This is a genomic window from Gemmatimonadaceae bacterium, from assembly GCA_036496605.1.
Classification (GTDB): Bacteria; Gemmatimonadota; Gemmatimonadetes; order Gemmatimonadales; family Gemmatimonadaceae; genus AG2.
In genome coordinates this window covers 96,500-114,952 of record DASXKV010000054.1, presented here as the reverse complement: position 1 = coordinate 114,952, position 18,453 = coordinate 96,500, and the positions used below count along the sequence as shown (strand labels likewise).

Genomic DNA, 18,453 nt, shown 5'->3' with positions numbered 1-18,453 from the left:
CGCGCCTTACCAGATCGAGGCCCGCTTTGCCCATGCGGTGTCCGTATAACGTTCTTTAAACTGCTTCCCCAGTGCTCTGAGCTCCGACGCGTCATGGCTCGCGCTGTATTTCGCCACTCCGCTCCAATAGAGTGCTTCAGGGCCGGCGCTCGTGTCCGGGTACTGTTGGACCACATCGTCGAACTCCTGCCGCGCGGCCGTCCAGTCCTTGCGCTTCACGCCGAGATAGCCTAACGCCAGACCCAGCTGACCGAGTAGTTCCTCTTTGGGGAGAAAGCCCTCGACCCGCCGGACCTCGCTGCCGTCTGGCGCCAGGACCAGCACCGTCGGCGTCCAGCGAATCTCGAAGCGCTTCCACATCGTCGGCTGATCTTTGACGTGGATACGCACGGGTACGAATCGCCGCGCAATGAACGCGCCGACGCGTGGATCCGGATACACCTCGGCTTCCAGCCGAGCACAGCCCGTTCAGGTTGGCGCAGCGGTGACGTCGAGAAGAAGAGGCTTGTTCTCATGAGCCGCCTGCGCGAGCGCGGCGTCGACGTCCTTCTGCCAGTCAATAGTCTCGTTCGCCACGGAGAGCTCCGGGAAGAGGTATGTACGAGCCATGCAGGGGATGTTCCAACGGGGCTGGTCGCCCGGACGTGCGTGAGCGCTGCAACTCGACACGCCGCGAGACGCCCAGAGTGACACAGCGTGACATCCCGAACGAGCCGGCGTAAACGCCAAGTCCCCGTGCCGAGCCAAGTTCCGTGAACGCGAAAGTGCCCGAGGCCGCGGCATTCCTCTCGCCTTGGGCACGACAGGTCGAACTCACACTCGGAGAGGTCGTCATGCAACGCGTTCTTGCCGCAGCGCTGCTGCTCCTTGCCGTTTCCGGTTGCGTCATTGTCGGCGATCCCACCTGCTCGGGGGCCGGGGCAGCGGTCGTCATCACGCCTGGCGTCGTCATCGTCGCCGTTGGCGAATCATTCACGCCTAACGCGAGCGACAGTTGGTGTGACGGCGGACATCAGTCACATGGGTCGCCGAACTGGAGTTTCAGCCGCCCGGGCGACAGTCTCTACGTCTCACTGAACCAGAGCACCGGGCGAATTACCGGTCTTCACACCGGCGTCGTGACGGTACTGGCGCGGTCCGATCACTCGGACGCGACCTCCTCGATCCAGGTGATGGTGCGATAGTCGTTAGACGACCGTCGCGCCGGCGTCGACGAGAAGCTCGGCGAGCAGCGTCCGATGGCAGTGGGAGGCGTCTTCGCAGTAACAGCCGATCGAGAAATTCGCTTGCTTTGACAAGGCCGCGAGAAGCGCAATGAGGCGCTGCTGCTCGGGCGCACGCATCTCGCGGCGGTAGGCGCGCGCGAACTTCTCCCAGCGTGCCTGTGTCCACGGCTCGGAGAATGCCCATTTGACGATGGCGGCTGTCGGCGCAAGATCAGGGAGCCAGAGATCGAACCAGTCGCCGGTCGCGAAATCCTCCTTGCGGACGCCGCGCGGGGGCCGGCGGACGGTACCGAGCCGCAGTCCCTCGTTCGATTCGCGCGGCTCTCCGAGCCTAACGACACAGATCGCCATCAGCGGTCGGCCATCGCGACGATCGTCGCCCACTCCTTCGGCGTCACTGGCGAAACCGAGAGCCGGCCGATGCGGACGAGCGCCATGTCGGCGAGCGCCTTGTCCCCCTTGATCTCGGCGAGCGTCACCGGCCGCGGCAGCGGCGCAACGGCCTTGATGTCGACGGCATACCAGGTTGGATCCTTCGCGTCGGACTTTGGATCGAATGCGGGATGCTTCTTGTCCGTCGCGGTTGGATCGGGGTAGCCGTCGCGCGCGACTTCGGCGATGCCAACGATTGCTTGCGGGTTGGAGCTCGAGTGGTAGAAGAAGACGTGGTCGCCGCGCTTCATTCCGTCGCGAAGGAAGTTGCGCGCGGCGAAATTGCGCACGCCGTCCCATTGCGTAGTCTGCTTGGGCGCGGCACGGAGGTCGTCGAAGGAGAACACGTCGGGCTCGGATTTCACGAGCCAGTAACGTTTCTCGTTAGGTGCCCGTGGTGTGAAGGCGGCGGCCCATCGTCCTTCGCCATGCTCGGTGGGCGTCATTCGCCCTCCACGCGCGCGGCGAGGCGCTTCGGCGCGATGAGCCGATACGAGTCGCGCAGCAGCATGTCGAGCTCTTTCCAATCGACGTCGGCGTCGAGATTGACGCCGATCCAGCCGCTCGGTCCCACGTACGGCGGAACGAAGAAACGATCGGGCTGAGCGCGCACCATGATATCCTGATTGCCGGGAGGCGCTTTCATCCAGATCGCGGGACGGCCAGCGCCGTGGTGATTGCCTGACGAGGCGTACATCGCAAAGAGTTTGTTCTTGACGCGAAAGGTCGGCTCACCCCACGCTTCCACCTCGTGCGCCTCAGGAAGAGCGAGGCAGAGCTTGCGGACGCGCGTGAGGGGAGACCGAAGCATACGTCGAAAGGTGAGCAGAGATGCGGGCGGTGTCTAGAACGGAGCCTTCTCGACGCGCCCTTCTTACGCCCCGCTCCTTTGGCGGTCTTCCCGACCGGCCCGCGATCGCTCCTGCGCGAATCTCTTCTGCCCACGCTCGTGCGCCTTGCGCGCCTCCTCCTCACGATCACGTGGCGTTGCGTTGGTGTGCAACGAGCGAATGAGTCGCTCGGCGGCCTCGGTGACTTCCTCGACGGCGCGGTTGAACGGTTCCTCGTTCGCGCGCGACGGCTTCGTCGTCCCGCTCAGCTTCCGAACGAACTGCAGTGCCGACGCGCGAATTTCGTCATCCGTCGCAGGCGGCGAGAAATTCGCCAGGGTTTTGATGTTCCGGCACATGCGTCTGTGTGGTCAGAGGGTCAGCCTGACGCCTAACGTCTCAGCGGTGAGGCGGGCGTCACGGTCTTGGCGAAAAGAAGGCCGTCGTAATACGACGGAAATTGCAGCGGCGTCTCGAAAACGCCAAGCGCGCTCTCGGAGTACACACCGCTCACGAGCCGCGCCTGATGCGGTCCCTTGAGCCAGCCCGATCCGGGCTCGCTCCCGGCCGTGCGCAGATCGAGCATGAAATCATTCGCCGATGCACGGTTGAGCACATCCTCAAATGACTCGGGGCGCACGGGGCGCAGCCGCATGTTGGTCTCGCCGCCCGGCTCGCGCTGGCCCACGTTGATCGGCTGGGCGCGGACGACGCCCTGGCCCGCGGTGAACGCGAGATTGCGATAGCGATCCCCAAGCGCGCTCGCGAGCGGCACGGCCGACTGGACGACGCCGCCCTCGCCCGTCAGGCGCCCCGATTCCACGTCACGCCCCCACACGAGCAGCCGGCCGTCGGGACCGAGACTGTTCAGGAGCCACATGATGTGGTCGGCCACGGTTTGATGGCGCGGAAGGTGGCGTAGTCCGACGTCCGCGTCGTGCTGCGCGAGGCGGGCCATCTGTTCCGCAAAGATGACTGTTGCCTGCGCGCTCGGGCGAGAAGCGAGACGCATCCGCAACGCGTCGAGAGAGTCGACGACCGCTGCCGTCTCACCGCGGCAGCGATTCCAGAACGTACTGTCGGAGGCCGGACCATCACGACCCCACGCCGCGCTCTCGCCGGTCGAGACACACTGAATCGTTCTTCGGAGCCAGGCATTCAGCGCCGAGCCGCCGACGCTGTCCGGCAGTGTCGTAATGACGGCGAGTGCGTGACCCGCCCCTGGCAGCTCGAAGCCATAAAAGCCAATCTGGTCAACGCGCGAACGATCGCGGTCGTAATTGCGAATCCACTCGACGAGCGCGAGGATCTCCTGTGTGTTCCAGTGCGATGATCCGAGGTTGCGAAGCCACTGCCTTGGATTGCCGACGCCGGTCCGCACGTAGCGATCCAGTTCCATCGATTCAGGCATCGGGGCCTGAATCGCGATACCGCGGAATCCCTGCGACGAAAGCGTTTCGAGGATTCCCAACATCATCTCCGTGAACTGGCGCGTGCCCTCGGTGAGCTCGCTCACCCCGAGCACTCGGGCGCTGCCGACAAATCCGACGAATGGCGCCCGGTCGATGATGAGCTGATTCGAATCGCGTAATGTGATCGGAATGGCGTGCGCGTCGACCCAGCGGAGCGCGGCGACGGCAGAATCGCTCAACGGGCGAGGAGGAGGAACGACTTCAGGCGCTTTGGAGTGGCAGTCGGTGACGACCGCGAGCGCGGCTGCTACGGAAATGATGACTAAAGAGCGTCGTGTCGACATCGGGGATTCAAGGAGAATTGCTGCAATCAATTTGACCGCCCTGGAACGTACAAAGTGCACGAAGGTCGCGTTGGATTCCGCCGTCACGCATCGACTCGAAGAGTGAGACGTTTCGTCCACCGATGGTACTCCACCGCGTACCGCGCCAGCGGCAGTTGTGCGGGTCCACGGCGTACCTGGCCCTGGAGGTCGTATTGCGACCCATGGCACGGGCAGGTGATCACGCCCTGCAGGGGCGGCCGAACCGGACAGCCTTCGTGGGTGCACTGCATCGACAGAGCGTGAAAGCGGCCTGCGCCGTCGCGAACCACCAGGATTGGCGCACCGTCGAGGCCTGGTGCGGACGTCACGAGCGTCGCACCGTCGGTGGCGAGCGTCGACACGTCGACGGTGGTCTCGAAGAGGGGTGGCGGTCGATGCGAGCGCTCGCATCCGACCGCGGCCGCGCCGGCGGCGAGACGCGCGGCGTCGCCGAGGAATTCACGCCGGGAGCGCAACACCGAGCCTAACGAGCGAGGGCGACGGACGTCATGCGCTGCGGATAGCGGCCAACCTTCACCCGGGCGACCTCCTTCCGCGACGCCAGATCGATGACCGAAACGTCGTCGGAGCCGCGATTGCTGACGAAGATGCGCCGCCCATCGGGCGAGAGCGTCACCCAGTTGGGATCCCGTCCGACGGGCACGGTCGCCACGAGGCGCAACTCGGGCAGGGAATAGATCCCGGCGAGATCCGTCATGCTGCCATTGGCGATGAGATACCGCCCATCGGCGGTGATGCGGAGGCCGTGATTCGTCGTCACCGGGAGCGTATCGGGCGTCTTCGCGCCCTTGGGCATCGGCATGTCGACGCGACGTAAGATCTTTCCCGTCCGCGGATCGGCGACGACGAAGCCATAGTATTGGGAGAGCTGAACGTAGAGTCGACTTTCGTCGTGAGAGAGCGCGATCGGGCGCACGTTGGCGGTGAATGGAATCTTGCGCAGGACGCGTTTGCTCGCGGCGTCGAACACGGTGACGTCGGTGCCGCGAATGAGACCGACGTAGACTGTCTTGCCATCGCGCGAGACCTCGATGTCGTGCGGACCAGTTCCGACATCGACGCTGTCGACGAGAGCGCGTTTGGCGGGATCGAAGACGTCAACGTAGTTCCCCGAGACAACGGTGACGTACACGCGTCGTCCGTCGGGCGAGACGGCGACGTGATTGGGAACCCCGTGGAAGGCCACGCGCCAGCTGACCTGCCGAGCGTGGGGGTCGATCGCGACCAGCTCGCCAGTCCCTGTTGGCCGGCCGTCGGCGCGGTGGACGATGCGGCTCACGTAAAGCACGTCGCCCGCGGGCGCGGCGACGATATCGTCAGGGGAAAGACCGACGGGAATGGTCCCGACAACCTTCAGCGTCGAGGCGTCGATGATCGAGACGTCACCGCCGTTGGTATTCTCCACGAAGACGAATGGAGACGTCCGCGCGTGATCTTGTGCTGGCAGCGCCCTGCTGGCGGCGACGATTGCCGCGGCAACAAGCAGGGCTCCGAGTGATGTGGACAATGCACGCGTGCTCATCTGGGCTCCGTCGGTAGACTCGACAGCATGAGCATATCGTCGGCGGGTGCGTTGCGCGATATCCGAGTGCGCAGAGGCGATTTTCAGCATTGGACGGGCTCTGTACCTTTCAATGAGGCCCGAGCCCCTCGGCCCCAGACCCTAGCCCCTTTTCTTGTCGTGACTGCTGCTCCCCCGAAGCGAGATTTCATCCGCGAGCTCGTCGTCGAGGATGTTGCGACCGGCCGCTTCGGCCGCGCGCCCGCAACGCGTTTTCCGCCCGAGCCTAACGGCTTCCTTCACATCGGTCACGCGAAGTCGATCTGCTTGAACTTCGGCATCGCCCAGGAGTTCGACGGCCGATGCAACCTGAGATTCGACGACACGAACCCGGCGACGGAGGACGTGCGTTACGTCGAGTCGATCCAGCAGGACGTGCGCTGGCTCGGCTTCGAATGGGACGGTCTGTTCTACGCCAGCGACTACTTCGGCAAGCTCTTCGGCATCGCCGAGCTGCTGGTCAATAAAGGGAAGGCCTATGTCGACTCGCAAAATGAGACCGAAATTCGCGTCAACCGCGGCACGGTGACGACACCCGGCGTCGACAGCCCGAATCGTTCGCGCTCCGTCGACGAGAACCTCGATCTCCTGCGACGCATGAAGGCGGGCGAGTTTCCGGACGGCGCTCACGTGCTGCGCGCGAAGATCGACATGGCGCACCCGAACATGATCATGCGCGACCCGCTCCTGCTGCGGATTCGCCACGCGCATCACTATCGGCACGGGGACGAGTGGTCCGTGTACCCGCTGTACGATTTTGCGCACGGCCTGTCGGATGCATTCGAGGGGATCACGCGCTCGTTATGCACCCTCGAGTTCAAGGACAACCGCGAGATCTACGATTGGCTCGTGCGTGAGGCAGGATTCGAGAACCCGCCGACGCAGATCGAGTTTGCGCGATTGGAGCTGGATTACACGGTGCTCAGCAAGCGGAAGCTTCTGCGACTGGTGAATGAGGGCTACGTCGGCGGCTGGGACGATCCGCGGATGCCGACGATTGCCGGCATTCGGCGTCGCGGCGTGACGCCCGAGGGCATCCGGAATTTCGCGGAGGCGATCGGTGTCGCGCGCAAGCCAGCCCGTACGGAGCTCGCGACGTTCGAGCACTACGTGCGCGACGATCTCAACATGCGCGTGCCGCGAGTCATGTGCGTCGTGAATCCGCTGAAGGTGGTGATCACGAATTACGCCGAGCAAGGCGACGAGCACCTCGAGGCGTCGTATTACCCGCACGACGTGCCGCTGACAGGATCGCGTCCGGTGCCGTTCTCGCGCGAGCTCTACATCGAGCGCGAGGATTTCATGGAGCATCCGCCCAAGAAATTCTTCCGGCTCGCGCCGGGTCGCGAGGTGCGGCTGCGCTACGGCTACTTCATCACGTGCACGGACGTCGTCAAGGATTCTTCAGGTGAGATCGTCGAGCTTCGCTGCACGTACGACCCGGCGACGCGCGGTGGCGATGCACCCGACGGACGCAAGGTGCAGGGCACGATTCACTGGGTCTCGGCGCGGCACGCGCTCGACTGCGAGCTCCGGCTGTACGACAAGTTGTTCACGGTGCCCGATCCCGAGGACCTTCCGGACGGCCGGGAGTTCACCGATGTTCTCAATCCGAACTCGTTGATCGTCGTGCCGAAGGCGAAGATCGAGCCGAGCGTCGGGTCGGATCCGACAGGGACGCGGTACCAGTTCGAAAGAACAGGATACTTCATGAGTGATCCGGTGGACTCGAAGCCGGATATGTTGGTGTTCAACCGAACGGTGACTTTGAGAGATACGTGGGCGAAGGTGAGGGAGCGTGGATGAATCACGAGTATCGGCACGATAGGGGTCCATTCCGTTGTCGAGACGAAGCTCACGCGAGGTGAATTGTGCCAGTTCGAAGTCGACTCATCACCGCTGCCCTCATCGCCACGGCCAGTCATCTCTCCGCTCAGCAACAGCAAGGTTCGTCGAATAAGCAAGTTATAAACCGACCCGATGCCCGCCCGGGGGGCGTGCTCTCCACGGCCGTCCGTGTCGGGGATTTGATCTTTCTGTCTGGTGTGATGGGCACGCAGGCCGGAGGCAAGCTTGCCGACGGCGGTATCGAGGGTCAGACGCGGCAGGCGCTCGAGAACGTGAAGGCGAACCTCGAGCTCGCAGGCGCCACGATGGCCGACGTCGCCAAGTGCACGGTCTTCCTCTCCGACGCCGCGAACTTTGCGGCGATGAACAAAGTCTACCGAGAGTTCTTCCCGACCGATCCGCCCGCGCGTTCGACGGTCGCGGTCGCCGCCCTCGTCGTGCCCAACGCTCTGCTCGAGATCGAATGCACGGCTGCGGTCAAGAAGTGAAGCAGCAACCACCACTAGCCCCTGGTCTTTAGCCCCTAGCCCCTTTCCTCGATGTCCGCCATCGCCGCCGAGCCCTTCACCCTCACGCTGCGCGACTTCGAGGAAGTGCGCGCGCGCATCGCGCCGCACATCAAGCGCACGCCGCTGCTGACATCCCGCCAGCTCAGTGAGCTCACCGGATACGACATTCGGCTCAAGGCCGAGATGTTCCAGCGCGTCGGATCGTACAAGATCCGCGGCCCGTTGAACAAATTCGCGCTGATGCCCGAGGAGGACAAACGACGGGGCGTCGTTTGCTCCTCGGCCGGGAATCACGCGCAGGGCGTCGCGCTCGCCGCGAAGATTCACGGAATACGAGCGGTCGTCTGCATGGCGAAGAACGCGACACCAGCGAAGATCGCCGCCACGAAGGGATACGGCGCGGAGGTCGTGCTCCACGGGATGATCTGGGACGAGGCAAATGAGAAAGCGAAGGAGCTCGTCCGCACGGAAGGGCTCACGTACGTCCATCCGTTCGACGATCCGCAGCTCATTGCCGGACAGGGGACGCTGGGATTAGAGATTGCTCAAGACTGGCCCGAGGTCGACGCGGTCATCGTGCCAATTGGTGGCGGCGGACTGATCTCCGGCGTCTCGATGGCAATCAAGAGCCATAACCCGAAGGCCAAGGTCATCGGCGTCGAGTCGTCGGATGGCCCGGCGATGCAACGGAGCGTCGCGGCCGGCCGGCTCGAGACGATCGACTGCCGCACGATCATCGACGGCTTGCGCGTGCGGCGATGTGGTGAGCTGAACTTCTCGGTCGTGCAACGATTCGTGGAAGACATCGTCGCGTTGCCGGACCGCGAGATCTTCGACGCGATGACCTGGGTGATGGAACGCTGCAAACTGGTCGTCGAAGGCGCCGCCGCGGCTCCCGTCGGCGCGCTGCTGCACGGACTCGTTAGGCTCCCGAAGGGCTCACGCGTCGCCGTCGTGCTGTCGGGCGGCAATGTGAATCTGGATCAGCTACGGGGTTTGACCTGGAACTAGGGCCCGGCGGTTGGTAGCTGGTTGTTGGTAATCGGTAGTCAACCACCAACAACCAGCCACCAACCACCAGCCAGCAGCGTCAGCACGGGTCTTGCCGCAGATAGGCGGCGACAAAACCCATCACGCTACATGCGCTCGCTCATTGATCGAGAGCCCGTCGCGCCCTGCGCGGCCGGTGACGTGATCGAACCCGGCGACGCCGCGCCGGACTTCGAGCTGACTAGCGGTACGGGCCGCCTCAGGCTGTCCGATTTCCGCGGCTCGCCCGTCGTCATCGCCTTCCACGGCGCTCACTGGGATCCGGCGCGCGCCGAGTACATCGAGACGTACAATCGACTCGTCGCGAGCCTCGGAGGCGTCGCGGGTGCGCGCCTTCTCGAGATCGGCGGCGGCGACCCCTGGCGAAGCCTCACTTTCAGTGACGGTGCAATCTCGCTGCCAGTGCTGAGCTCGTCCGACGCGAGCATCGCGCGGCGATTTGGCGCCGGCAGCGAATCGGCCGTGTTCGTCATCGATGCGGACGGCATCGTCCGCTGGTCGCAGGTCGGCCCGATATCGCTCGCGAACCCCGTCGAAGTGGCGCGAGCGATCAGCGCGGTGGCCGCACCATTCGTGGCCGAGCCTAACGACAACGACTACGGCGACGGCCACAAGTGCGCGCACGATTTGTCGTGGACGCGCCGAGACTTCGTCGCGACGACGCTCGCCGCCGCCTTCGCGCTGGTCCTCCGTCCACTCGAAGCCCACGCCGAGCGCGCCGCCGCGCTCAACGCTGAGCGCTCGACGCTGAACGCGCAAAGCGTCACACTCAACGTCAATGGGCGCGACCTCACCCTCGACGTCGAGCCGCGCGTCACGCTGCTCGACGCGCTGCGCGAGTACGCGGGTCTTACGGGCACGAAGAAAGGGTGCGACCACGGACAGTGCGGCGCGTGTACGGTGCACGTCGACGGACGGCGCGAGCTCTCGTGCATGACCTTCGCCGTCATGCAGGAGGGCCATCGCATAACGACAATCGAAGGCCTCGCGTCGGGCGAGCGGCTGCACCCGATGCAGCAGGCGTTCATCACCCACGACGGGTTCCAGTGCGGCTACTGCACCTCGGGTCAGATCATGTCGGCGGTCGGCGTGCTCGACGAGCCGTGGGGACCGGGTGACGACGACGTGCGCGAAGCGATGAGCGGCAATATCTGTCGTTGCGGCGCGTACCCAGGCATCGTTGCCGCCGTGCAGGAAGTCAGGCGCGCACAGGCCTCGAACGGCGGAGGGCGAACCCAATGATCGACTTCCAGTACGTCCGCACCACGGACATCGAGGCTGCGCTTCGCGCCGGTACTGCACCGTCGGCGAAATACGTTGCCGGCGGTACGAACCTCATCGACCTCATGAAGCTCAACGTCGAGCGTCCTGGCCACGTCGTCGACATCAACGACCTCGGCCGCCGTAACCCGTCGCTGTCGATGATCGCCGACATGCCTGGCGGCGGCCTGCGACTCGGCGCGCTTGCGCGCATGCGCGACGTCGCATGGGATGCACGCGTGCGCGAACGCTATCCGGTCGTGAGCCAGGCGCTCCTGCTCGCGGCGTCGGGTCAGTTGCGCAACATGGCAACGATCGGCGGTAACGTCCTTCAGCGCACGCGCTGTCCGTACTTTCGCGACACCGCGATGCCCTGCAACAAGCGCGAGCCGGGCTCCGGTTGCTCGGCTCTCTCTGGAATCAATCGGACCGAGGCAGTTCTCGGTGTGAGCGATCATTGCATCGCCACATATCCTGGCGACCTCGCGGTCGCTCTGGTCGCGTTGGGCGCCACGGTGACCATTCGCGGCCCCGGTGCTGGCGATCGGTTGATCGACTTTGCGTCGCTGCACGTGGTGCCGGGCACACATCCCGAGCGTGAGACGACGCTTCGTCCGGGCGAGCTGATCACGTCGATCGATCTGCCGCCTCTCCCAGCGGCGAAGCGCTCACTGTACCTCAAGGTTCGCGACCGCGCGAGTTTCGCATTTGCTCTCGCCTCGGCCGCGGTGGCCGTCGACGTTCAGAGCGGAAAGATCCAGGACGCGCGTGTTGGGTTAGGTGGCGTTGCGACCAGGCCATGGCGGTCGACGGAGGCCGAGCACGAGCTCATTGGCAAGCCGGTCAGCGAACATACCTTCCGTGAAGCGGCCGAGGCCGCGTTGGCGAAGGCACGTCCACATCGTGATAACGCGTTCAAGGTGTTGCTCGCCAAGCGCACGCTCGTACGCGCGCTCACGGAGGTGACGACATGACCTGGATGCGGAAACCCAAACGCACCGAGAGTGTGGGCACACCGCTCGACCGCGTCGACGGACGGTTGAAGGTGACCGGCGGAGCGAAGTACGCCGCCGAGTATCCGATTCCGAATATCGTGCATGGCGTCATCATCACGAGCACGATTGCCAAGGGCCGCGTGAAGGCGATCGACACGACTGTCGCCGAGAAGGCGCCGGGTGTGATCAAGATCCTCACCCCCTTCAACGTGCCGCGCCTGCCCGGCGCGCCGACACCAGGACCTCACGCGCAGAGCTCAGGGGAGAGCAGCGGCTCTCGAGAATCGGGCAGCCAGGGCCCTGGCGCTCGCAGCGCGGTGTCGATGCGCCTTCCGACGTTGTTACAGGATGACGTCGTCCGCTACAACGGCCAGCCGATTGGTGTCGTCGTTGCCGACACATTCGAGCACGCTCGCGAGTCGGTGGACCTGGTGCGTGTCACGTACGACAGCGAGCGACCGGTTCTCGACTGGCACAAGGCGCCGACGATCCCGCCGGAAGACGTTCACCCGTTAGGCGGCCAACGCGTCGTCACACGCGGCAATCTCGAGCAAGGGCTTGCCGCCGCATCCGTCACCGTCGATCAGACGTATGTGACGCCGCTCGAGAATCACAACCCGATGGAGGTGCACAGCACCATCGCGCAGTGGGACGGTGATTCGTTGACGCTGTACGAATCGACGCAGGGCATAACGAGTGTCCGCAACACTGTCGCGCGGTACCTGGGGCTGACGCCGGACAAAGTACGAGTCATCGCATACTTCACGGGTGGCGGCTTCGGCAGTAAAGGCGGGCCATGGTCGCACGAGACGCTGACCGCGATGGCGGCACGCGAAGTCGGGCGCCCGGTGAAGCTCGTGCTCACGCGGCGACAGATGTTCGGACCCGTCGGCGGACGGCCACGCACCGAGCAGCGGGTAACGTTAGGCGCCACCCGCGATGGAACGCTCACTGCGACGAGACATCACAGCAAGTCGACGACGTCGACGATCGAAGATTGGGTCGAGCCGGCGACGAATCAGACGCGGCTGCTGTACGAATGCGAGAACGTCGAGACCATCTACGACCTCGTTCGTGTCAACGTAGGCTCGCCGACATTCATGCGTGCGCCGGGCGAGTCGACCGGCACGTACGCGCTCGAATGTGCGATGGACGAGCTTGCGTACGAGCTGAAGATCGATCCGCTCGCCTTGCGTTTGAAGAATTACGCGGAGAAAGATCCGGAGAGCGGCCGGCCCTGGTCGAGCAAAGGCCTGCGCGAGTGTTACGACTCGGCAGCGCAGCGATTCGGTTGGAGCAAACGGAACCCGCAGCCGCGGTCGATGCGCGACGGCCGGTGGCTGGTGGGGTGGGGAATGGCGACGGCGACGTATCCAGCTCGACGTGCGCCCGCGGGCGCTGTTGCGCGCATGATGCCCGACGGACAGGCGTACGTGCGGGCCGGAACACAGGAGATCGGCTGCGGCACGTACACCTCGATGACGCAGATTGCCGCCGACGCGTTAGGCATCGCGCCGGCGCGCGTGCGCTTCGAGTTGGGCAACACCGACATGCCGGAGAATCCGGCGTCGACGGGCTCGGTGACGGCGGCCTCCACTGGCTCCGCCGTGCACGACGTCGCTGTCGCGCTGCGGGAAAAACTCATCCAGCTCGCGATCGCCGACCGCCAATCGCCGCTCTTCCAGGCCGCGGAGGGTGACGTTCGGGCGGCGGATGGACGACTCACCCTCGGCGGTGACCTGAATCGTGGCGAGTCATACGCCGCCTTGCTCGCCCGCCACGGCGCCGAGCCAATCGAGGTGGCGGGTTCGTCGCGTCCTGGCGCCGAGACGCAGGAGTACTCGATGCACTCGTTCGGTGCGGTATTCACCGAAGTGCGCGTCGACCCGGATCTTGCGATCATTCGCGTGCCGCGCATCGTCACGGCGCACGCGGTGGGCCGAATCCTGAACGCCAAAACGGCACGCAGCCAGATTCACGGCGGCGTCGTGTGGGGCGTCGGCATGGCGCTCGAGGAGGAAACTCTCATCGACCCGCGCACCGGCCGTTACATAAATGCTGATCTCGCGGAATATCGCGTACCGGTGAACGCCGATGTCGGGGTGATCGATACGGCGTTCATCGAGCAGCCGGACGAGCACGTGAGCACCGTCGGTGCGAAAGGGGTCGGCGAAATCGGCATCACGGGCGTCGCGGCGTCGATCGCGAACGCGGTCTATCACGCGACGGGAAGGCGTGTGCGCGAATTGCCGATTCTGATCGAGAAAGTGCTGGCGTAAGAGGGGTTAGCCCCTAGCCCCTCTATCGCGGCAGCATCCCGGCCCAAATCACGACCGAACCGCAGTTATTGCCCCAGAACTCGATCGGCCTGCTAGCTGTCGTGTAGACCTCGATGCCGGTGATCTCGTCTGGATTCGCGAGCTGGTCGATCTCCGTGGCGGCGTTGTCATCCAGGCGCATGCCGTTCAGATAGACTGTGGGACGGCAGTTGCGCAGCAACACGACGTTGCCGAAGCGTCCAGGCACCACGCGAACCCCCACAACCGTTCGGAAGAGATCGGTCGTCTGCGTGGCGTGTCGCTTCTCGATGTCCCCGGGTGTCAGAATGTGGCCAAAGCCTGCCTTCACCCGCCGCTCGAACTCCGCGAGCCGCGTGCTGCCGGTGCCATACACCCTCACCGCGTCGAGCGTCTGTACCGGCCGGTCGAGCGCGACCTGGATCGTCGTTAGGTGGTCTCGCGTCAAATCGACGATGACGTGCTTGGGCTCGAAGCCGATCACGCGCACCTCGAGCGTCTGCGTACCCGCCGGGAGACCAGCGAGCGCGAACTCACCGGCCTTCTGAGTCCGTCCATACACGCCCGTACCAGGAACGCTCACCTCGGCGTTGTTCACGGGCTCTCCCTTGTAAGTGCGGACAACACCGCTGACGCGCGCATTGCCGCGACGCAGCGTCGCGACGGGCACGCGCGCCGCCGAGGGCGTCGTGTCGCCGGCCGCGTAAACGGCGATGGTAGAATCCGCCTTACTCACGAGGAAGTCACGCATCGACAATCCGCCCGCCGGCACGCGCACGATCACGTCGCCGCTCGCCTCGTCGCCGGCCTGCGCACTCGCGCTTATCTCGGCGTCGCTCGGAAGGCCGCAGAACGCAAACCAGCCCATGGCGTCCGTCTTTACGGGAATCTGTCGACGGTTGCGCTGTATGCCGCCCTGACCGATGCTGAGCTCCGTCCAGAACACCGTGACCGTTGCGTCGCGCGGCTGTTGCGTGTCGGCGTCGCGGACGTGCCCGAGCAGCAAGCCAGTCGAATCCCGCATCGGTGCGGCATGGCACAGCTGCGTCTCGATTGTCCACGCCGACGGAATCGACAGCGCGGCCCTTTCCGTCTCTCCTTGCCTAACGACTAAACGCCTCGGCGAGAGCTCGATGCCGAGACTATCGAGCGAGGGATGGAAGAAGCCGATGATGTACGAACCCGCGGGGACGCTATCGAAGTGAAACGCACCGAGCGAGTCCGAGTTCGCGCTCCTGGAAACCTTCGCCGAGTCGGAGACGATCTGCACCAGCGCACCCGCGAGCGGGTGGTGGCCGATGCTGTCGGTGACGGTTCCGATGACCGTGCCTTGTGCGATGAGGGCCGCGACCGGAAGGCACGAGGTCGCAACTACCGCGCGGATCAGGTAACGAAGCATCAACGGACCTCGAGCGTCGAATAGGCGATTCCGTCGGACCAGGTGCCGGTCGGCGCATAGGCGACGATGGTGCCCTGCTGGAGATCGATCATGGCGACGAGATTGCGTCCCTGCAACGTCACGAACGCCCAGCGCCCGTCCGGCGACGTCGTCACTCCTTCGGGCGACGGCGAACCCGGAACCTCTGCTGTCGGCAGCACGCCGCCGCGCGGGACGGTGATGAGAGAACGCTGACGGCGCGTCCGTGCATCGAAGATACGGACCTCACCACGGGACGGATCGGTCACGATCGCCGTCGCGCCGTCGCGTGACACGGCAAGCCGATACGGGATCCCAAAGCCGATCAACGTGTCGATCGGCTGTCCTTTGTCGGTATCGATGACGACGACAATTCCATCGGCATTGCTGCCAACCCACACGTGTTTACCGTCTGGGCTGATCGCGATTCCTTCCACTTGTTTGGCAACGGGAATGACGATTCGCGTTGAGCGTTTCGCAACGTCGAGCCGGCTGATCGATCCATCGGCGATGTTCGTCGTGAACAGCTCGTCGCCGGCCGACGACATCGCCAACATGTGCGACGTTCGCCCGCTCGTCGGCACGGTGCCAATGACTTTGCCGCTGCGGAAATCGAGGAGGAGCACGGCGCGGCTCACCTCCGACGTCACTGCGAGCAGCGTGTCACCGGGGAAGAACGCCATCCCATGCGGTCGACGGTACTCGCCGAGGTCGATGGTGCGGGCCACGACGAGCCGGTTCAGATCGATGACCGTAATGCTGTTGCCCGGACGCTCACGTGTTCCATAGTTGCTAACGACGGCCCATTTGCCGTCGTGGGTCGTCGCGACTTCGTGAGGCGCTTCGCTTGTCGTGACGGTCGCGAGCACTTTGCCCGATGCCGCGTCGATCACCGTGGCGGTGTTGTCGCGCATGTTGCTCGCGATGATGGTGCCGTGCGGCGTCTCGTGCACGCCGACGCCGAGCGTCACGAGCGCGAGCAGAAGTGGTGGGAATCTCATGCGGCTAGTGTGGGACGCCGCCCAGCGCGTCGCAAGCCTCTGTCATGTGGTTACAGCACTTCGATCCGCGCTATGACGTCACCTTCGAGCACACCATCGACGATATCGATTCCCTCTACGACCTCACCGAAGACCGTGTAGTCCGCGTTCAGTCGAAGATTGTCCCGCAGATTCACGAACCACTGCGCGTCGCCGGTATCGTGGCCGCGCGTGCTCATCCCTACTGCACCACGCACGTGTGGCACCGTCCCGAGCTCGTCGCGGATGAAGCGCGGGTTGCCGGCGTACTCATTGGCGTGCGGGCTGCCGCCTTGAATCACGAAATCCGTTTCGACGCGCTGCCAGGTGAGACCGTCGTAGTAGTGAGCGCGCGCGAGCTCGAGGATGCGCGCCGCCATAATGGGTGCGACGTCGCCGCGCAGGCGAACGACGAACGAGCCGCCGCCACTCGAGTCGGCCATGACGACGCGGAGTCGCGCGTCCCGTCCCAATGCGAGCGCGACGGCATCCGGTGAGAGCCTAACGGGAAGGCGCGTGCACTTCGGCGCCATTCCCGATGTGGGTGCCAGGCGCGCCGCAATCGTCGCCGCGGCTTGCGCCACCGCACAATCGAAGTCCGTCGCGAGCGCAGCAATCGCCATTGCGTGCGCGGGGTCCGCCTGTTCGCTCACGCGCTCGAGCAGCGCGAGCCGCGCGTCGCGCGACGTCTCGCTCGAATCGTTCCGCAGTCGTCGCTCGGCCGCGAGCGCGGCGTTGAGGACCTCACCCTTGCGCGACGAACCGGCGAGCGCCCGCGCCGCGGCGCGAACGGCCTGGTAGCCGCGCGCGCTCAGGGTGAGAAGATAGATGTCGTCCGCCGAATGACCGGCGACCTTGCTAAGGCCGTCGATCGCCGCTTCCATGACGTTGTCATCGGGATCGCGCGCCAGCGTTCGTAGCGCCGACGTATCGTTGAGGATCGCGGCAGTGCGCGCTGCGTAGACGCGCAGCGCCGCCGTGTGCTTGCGCGCAATAACCGGAAGCATCCGTCGACCGATTTCGGGGCGCGTTCGCGCGAGCGCTACCAAGGCGTGCGCCGCCGGTTGCCACGACGCCGTGGCGTGAAGCCGCGATGCGTTAGGGGGGACGGTGCGCACCCACGTGATGAGCGCTCGTGTCCAGAGCGAATCGTGGGCGCACGTTGCGCTCACGAGATCGATGGCGTGAAGGCGCACCGCCCACACGCTGTCGGCGAGCGCCCCGCGCAACGCGAGACAGTCGCTCGGCGTGAGCGCCCGATACCGAAGGCGCCACGCGGGATCTTGATATGCAGGCGGAGCGGGCAACTTCGGAAAGGAATCGCGCGAGGCGAACTTCGGATCGCCAATACGCGCCGTTGCCCGACGCGCGAGCAGTTGAATTCGCTGATCGGGATGCCGTGCGCCCTCGGCGAGTGCCGGATTCGACACATCCCTCTGATCTTCGGCAAGAAGGATGCGTCCGACCAGAGCCGAATCGGCGCTGGTGAGTGCCGGCTGTTGCGCACGCGCCGGTGCCGGGAGGAGCGCGCAGCAGAGGAGCAGCGCCAGAAGCCGCAGTCCGCTTTCGCACATGCTCATATCAACACGCAAAGAGGTAGCACCGGTAGGAGATCGCAACGACGTTGTCGAACGCAACATTGAATTTTCCGTCGACGTGGATGGTGCCGAGCGCGACAGGATTCGGATTGAACTGATAGTGAGTCGCCGTGGCCGTGAACATGCCCTGCGCCCGCGTCGAGCTGTATGACGTAACTGTGATTTCCCCATTGTCGATCGAGTAGAACGCGTCTTCGCCGAACGACCGACCCTCCCAGGTGACGCCGAAGAGCAGCGCCCCGGTCACAACCCTCGTCAAGGGGTACGTTCCGGTGTGCGCCGGTATGAAGCCGAACAGCAGCATATTCCCGTACGGCGCGCCGGCGTCGTCGTCGGCGATGATGCTGAAGGTACCGCTGCGCGTAGTCCCGGCGTATGTGACGCCCACGGCGTAGTCTCCTCGCGCGATGACGTTATCATTTGTCGAGCTGTCGGGCCGTCCCGATGCGTCGAACGTCCCGCTCCGCTCTCCGCTGTAGGTGACCAGCACATGGCTGACGTCGCCAGGATCGAGCCCATCGCCGGTATTGCAGGCCGTCGTCTGCAACCCCAGAAGGAGGGGGAGGGCCAGCGAATGCAGTCGGAATGCCGTGGGCCGACAAGTCATACGATG

20 protein-coding genes are annotated in these 18,453 nt (G+C 64.8%); 7 read left to right on the top strand and 13 right to left on the bottom strand.

All coding sequences use genetic code 11. The features are described from left to right. Nucleotides 1-6: 6 nt before the first annotated feature. The gene (locus VGH98_21765) at nt 7-453 is read right to left on the bottom strand and encodes a hypothetical protein (GenBank protein HEY2378623.1); all 447 of its coding nucleotides are present in this window, start codon (nt 451-453) and stop codon (nt 7-9) included. A gap of 15 nt (nt 454-468) precedes the next feature. After that, nucleotides 469-609, bottom strand: coding sequence for a hypothetical protein (locus tag VGH98_21760; protein HEY2378622.1), 141 nt, complete (start codon nt 607-609; stop codon nt 469-471). A gap of 224 nt (nt 610-833) precedes the next feature. Here VGH98_21760 and VGH98_21755 point away from each other — a divergent pair, with 224 nt between their 5' ends. After that, nucleotides 834-1,184 (top strand): hypothetical protein, encoded by a 351-nt coding sequence (locus VGH98_21755; GenBank protein HEY2378621.1) that lies wholly within the window; start codon nt 834-836, stop codon nt 1,182-1,184. Nucleotides 1,185-1,187: 3 nt separating this feature from the next. On the opposite strand, the gene VGH98_21750 is transcribed toward VGH98_21755, so the two are convergent. The 7 genes from VGH98_21750 to VGH98_21720 all read right to left on the bottom strand — a co-directional run bounded on the left by VGH98_21750 (nt 1,188) and on the right by VGH98_21720 (nt 5,808). Beyond that, nucleotides 1,188-1,610 (bottom strand): DUF488 family protein, encoded by a 423-nt coding sequence (locus VGH98_21750; GenBank protein ID HEY2378620.1) that lies wholly within the window; start codon nt 1,608-1,610, stop codon nt 1,188-1,190. Further along, nucleotides 1,577-2,104, bottom strand: coding sequence for an EVE domain-containing protein (locus tag VGH98_21745; GenBank protein HEY2378619.1), 528 nt, complete (start codon nt 2,102-2,104; stop codon nt 1,577-1,579). Before VGH98_21745 ends, VGH98_21750 begins: the two co-directional genes overlap by 34 nt. Next, a complete protein-coding gene (locus VGH98_21740; protein ID HEY2378618.1) occupies nt 2,101-2,469 on the bottom strand; it encodes an MmcQ/YjbR family DNA-binding protein in 369 nt (122 codons plus the stop codon). Before VGH98_21740 ends, VGH98_21745 begins: the two co-directional genes overlap by 4 nt. Before the next feature lie 63 nt (nt 2,470-2,532). After that, nucleotides 2,533-2,847 carry a DUF2277 domain-containing protein gene (locus tag VGH98_21735; GenBank protein ID HEY2378617.1) on the bottom strand — a complete coding sequence of 105 codons (315 nt, stop codon included), beginning with the start codon at nt 2,845-2,847 and terminating at the stop codon, nt 2,533-2,535. Between the two features lie 32 nt (nt 2,848-2,879). Then, nucleotides 2,880-4,139 (bottom strand): erythromycin esterase family protein, encoded by a 1,260-nt coding sequence (locus tag VGH98_21730; protein ID HEY2378616.1) that lies wholly within the window; start codon nt 4,137-4,139, stop codon nt 2,880-2,882. Nucleotides 4,140-4,327: 188 nt separating this feature from the next. Continuing rightward, nucleotides 4,328-4,744 (bottom strand): Rieske (2Fe-2S) protein, encoded by a 417-nt coding sequence (locus VGH98_21725; protein ID HEY2378615.1) that lies wholly within the window; start codon nt 4,742-4,744, stop codon nt 4,328-4,330. Nucleotides 4,745-4,749: 5 nt separating this feature from the next. Next, complete coding sequence (locus VGH98_21720; protein ID HEY2378614.1) at nt 4,750-5,808, bottom strand: cytochrome D1 domain-containing protein; 1,059 nt, start codon at nt 5,806-5,808, stop codon at nt 4,750-4,752. Nucleotides 5,809-5,967: 159 nt separating this feature from the next. Between VGH98_21720 and VGH98_21715 the strand changes: the two genes are divergently transcribed. The 6 genes from VGH98_21715 (at nt 5,968) to VGH98_21690 (ending at nt 13,788) form a co-directional block, all read left to right on the top strand. After that, nucleotides 5,968-7,653: a glutamine--tRNA ligase/YqeY domain fusion protein gene (locus VGH98_21715; GenBank protein HEY2378613.1), complete on the top strand. Its 1,686-nt coding sequence runs from the start codon at nt 5,968-5,970 to the stop codon at nt 7,651-7,653. A 65-nt stretch (nt 7,654-7,718) separates the two neighbouring features. Further along, entirely contained in the window at nt 7,719-8,183 is a 465-nt protein-coding gene (locus tag VGH98_21710; GenBank protein ID HEY2378612.1) for a RidA family protein, read from the top strand. A 51-nt stretch (nt 8,184-8,234) separates the two neighbouring features. Then, nucleotides 8,235-9,215 (top strand): threonine ammonia-lyase, encoded by a 981-nt coding sequence (gene ilvA / locus VGH98_21705; protein ID HEY2378611.1) that lies wholly within the window; start codon nt 8,235-8,237, stop codon nt 9,213-9,215. Nucleotides 9,216-9,344: 129 nt separating this feature from the next. Further along, nucleotides 9,345-10,496, top strand: a complete 1,152-nt coding sequence (locus VGH98_21700; protein HEY2378610.1) for a 2Fe-2S iron-sulfur cluster-binding protein — start codon at nt 9,345-9,347, stop codon at nt 10,494-10,496. Then, a complete protein-coding gene (locus VGH98_21695; GenBank protein HEY2378609.1) occupies nt 10,493-11,488 on the top strand; it encodes a xanthine dehydrogenase family protein subunit M in 996 nt (331 codons plus the stop codon). The genes VGH98_21700 and VGH98_21695 overlap by 4 nt, the downstream gene beginning before the upstream one ends. After that, nucleotides 11,485-13,788, top strand: coding sequence for a xanthine dehydrogenase family protein molybdopterin-binding subunit (locus VGH98_21690; GenBank protein HEY2378608.1), 2,304 nt, complete (start codon nt 11,485-11,487; stop codon nt 13,786-13,788). The genes VGH98_21695 and VGH98_21690 overlap by 4 nt, the downstream gene beginning before the upstream one ends. Before the next feature lie 22 nt (nt 13,789-13,810). Here VGH98_21690 and VGH98_21685 read toward each other — a convergent pair whose 3' ends face one another. From VGH98_21685 to VGH98_21670, 4 genes are read right to left on the bottom strand one after another with little or no spacing between them, the layout of a single operon-like run. Beyond that, the gene (locus VGH98_21685; GenBank protein HEY2378607.1) at nt 13,811-15,205 is read right to left on the bottom strand and encodes a carboxypeptidase regulatory-like domain-containing protein; all 1,395 of its coding nucleotides are present in this window, start codon (nt 15,203-15,205) and stop codon (nt 13,811-13,813) included. Continuing rightward, on the bottom strand, nt 15,205-16,224 hold the full coding sequence (locus VGH98_21680) for a cytochrome D1 domain-containing protein (GenBank protein HEY2378606.1): 1,020 nt from the start codon (nt 16,222-16,224) through the stop codon (nt 15,205-15,207). Before VGH98_21680 ends, VGH98_21685 begins: the two co-directional genes overlap by 1 nt. Nucleotides 16,225-16,274: 50 nt before the next feature. Beyond that, on the bottom strand, nt 16,275-17,822 hold the full coding sequence (locus tag VGH98_21675; GenBank protein HEY2378605.1) for a peptidylprolyl isomerase: 1,548 nt from the start codon (nt 17,820-17,822) through the stop codon (nt 16,275-16,277). A 1-nt stretch (nt 17,823) separates the two neighbouring features. Further along, complete coding sequence (locus VGH98_21670; GenBank protein ID HEY2378604.1) at nt 17,824-18,447, bottom strand: hypothetical protein; 624 nt, start codon at nt 18,445-18,447, stop codon at nt 17,824-17,826. Between the last annotated feature and the right edge of the window lie 6 nt (nt 18,448-18,453).

Coding starts and splice junctions, on each gene's coding strand:
- VGH98_21740 (HEY2378618.1), bottom strand. CDS start 2,469: ATGCTTCGGTCTCCCCTCACGCGCGTCCGCAAGCTCTGCCTCGCTCTT.
- VGH98_21700 (HEY2378610.1), top strand. CDS start 9,345: ATGCGCTCGCTCATTGATCGAGAGCCCGTCGCGCCCTGCGCGGCCGGT.
- VGH98_21675 (HEY2378605.1), bottom strand. CDS start 17,822: ATGAGCATGTGCGAAAGCGGACTGCGGCTTCTGGCGCTGCTCCTCTGC.
- VGH98_21745 (HEY2378619.1), bottom strand. CDS start 2,104: ATGACGCCCACCGAGCATGGCGAAGGACGATGGGCCGCCGCCTTCACA.
- VGH98_21695 (HEY2378609.1), top strand. CDS start 10,493: ATGATCGACTTCCAGTACGTCCGCACCACGGACATCGAGGCTGCGCTT.
- VGH98_21760 (HEY2378622.1), bottom strand. CDS start 609: ATGGCTCGTACATACCTCTTCCCGGAGCTCTCCGTGGCGAACGAGACT.
- VGH98_21670 (HEY2378604.1), bottom strand. CDS start 18,447: ATGACTTGTCGGCCCACGGCATTCCGACTGCATTCGCTGGCCCTCCCC.
- VGH98_21735 (HEY2378617.1), bottom strand. CDS start 2,847: ATGTGCCGGAACATCAAAACCCTGGCGAATTTCTCGCCGCCTGCGACG.
- VGH98_21680 (HEY2378606.1), bottom strand. CDS start 16,224: ATGAGATTCCCACCACTTCTGCTCGCGCTCGTGACGCTCGGCGTCGGC.
- VGH98_21720 (HEY2378614.1), bottom strand. CDS start 5,808: ATGAGCACGCGTGCATTGTCCACATCACTCGGAGCCCTGCTTGTTGCC.
- VGH98_21690 (HEY2378608.1), top strand. CDS start 11,485: ATGACCTGGATGCGGAAACCCAAACGCACCGAGAGTGTGGGCACACCG.
- VGH98_21685 (HEY2378607.1), bottom strand. CDS start 15,205: ATGCTTCGTTACCTGATCCGCGCGGTAGTTGCGACCTCGTGCCTTCCG.
- VGH98_21755 (HEY2378621.1), top strand. CDS start 834: ATGCAACGCGTTCTTGCCGCAGCGCTGCTGCTCCTTGCCGTTTCCGGT.
- ilvA (HEY2378611.1), top strand. CDS start 8,235: ATGTCCGCCATCGCCGCCGAGCCCTTCACCCTCACGCTGCGCGACTTC.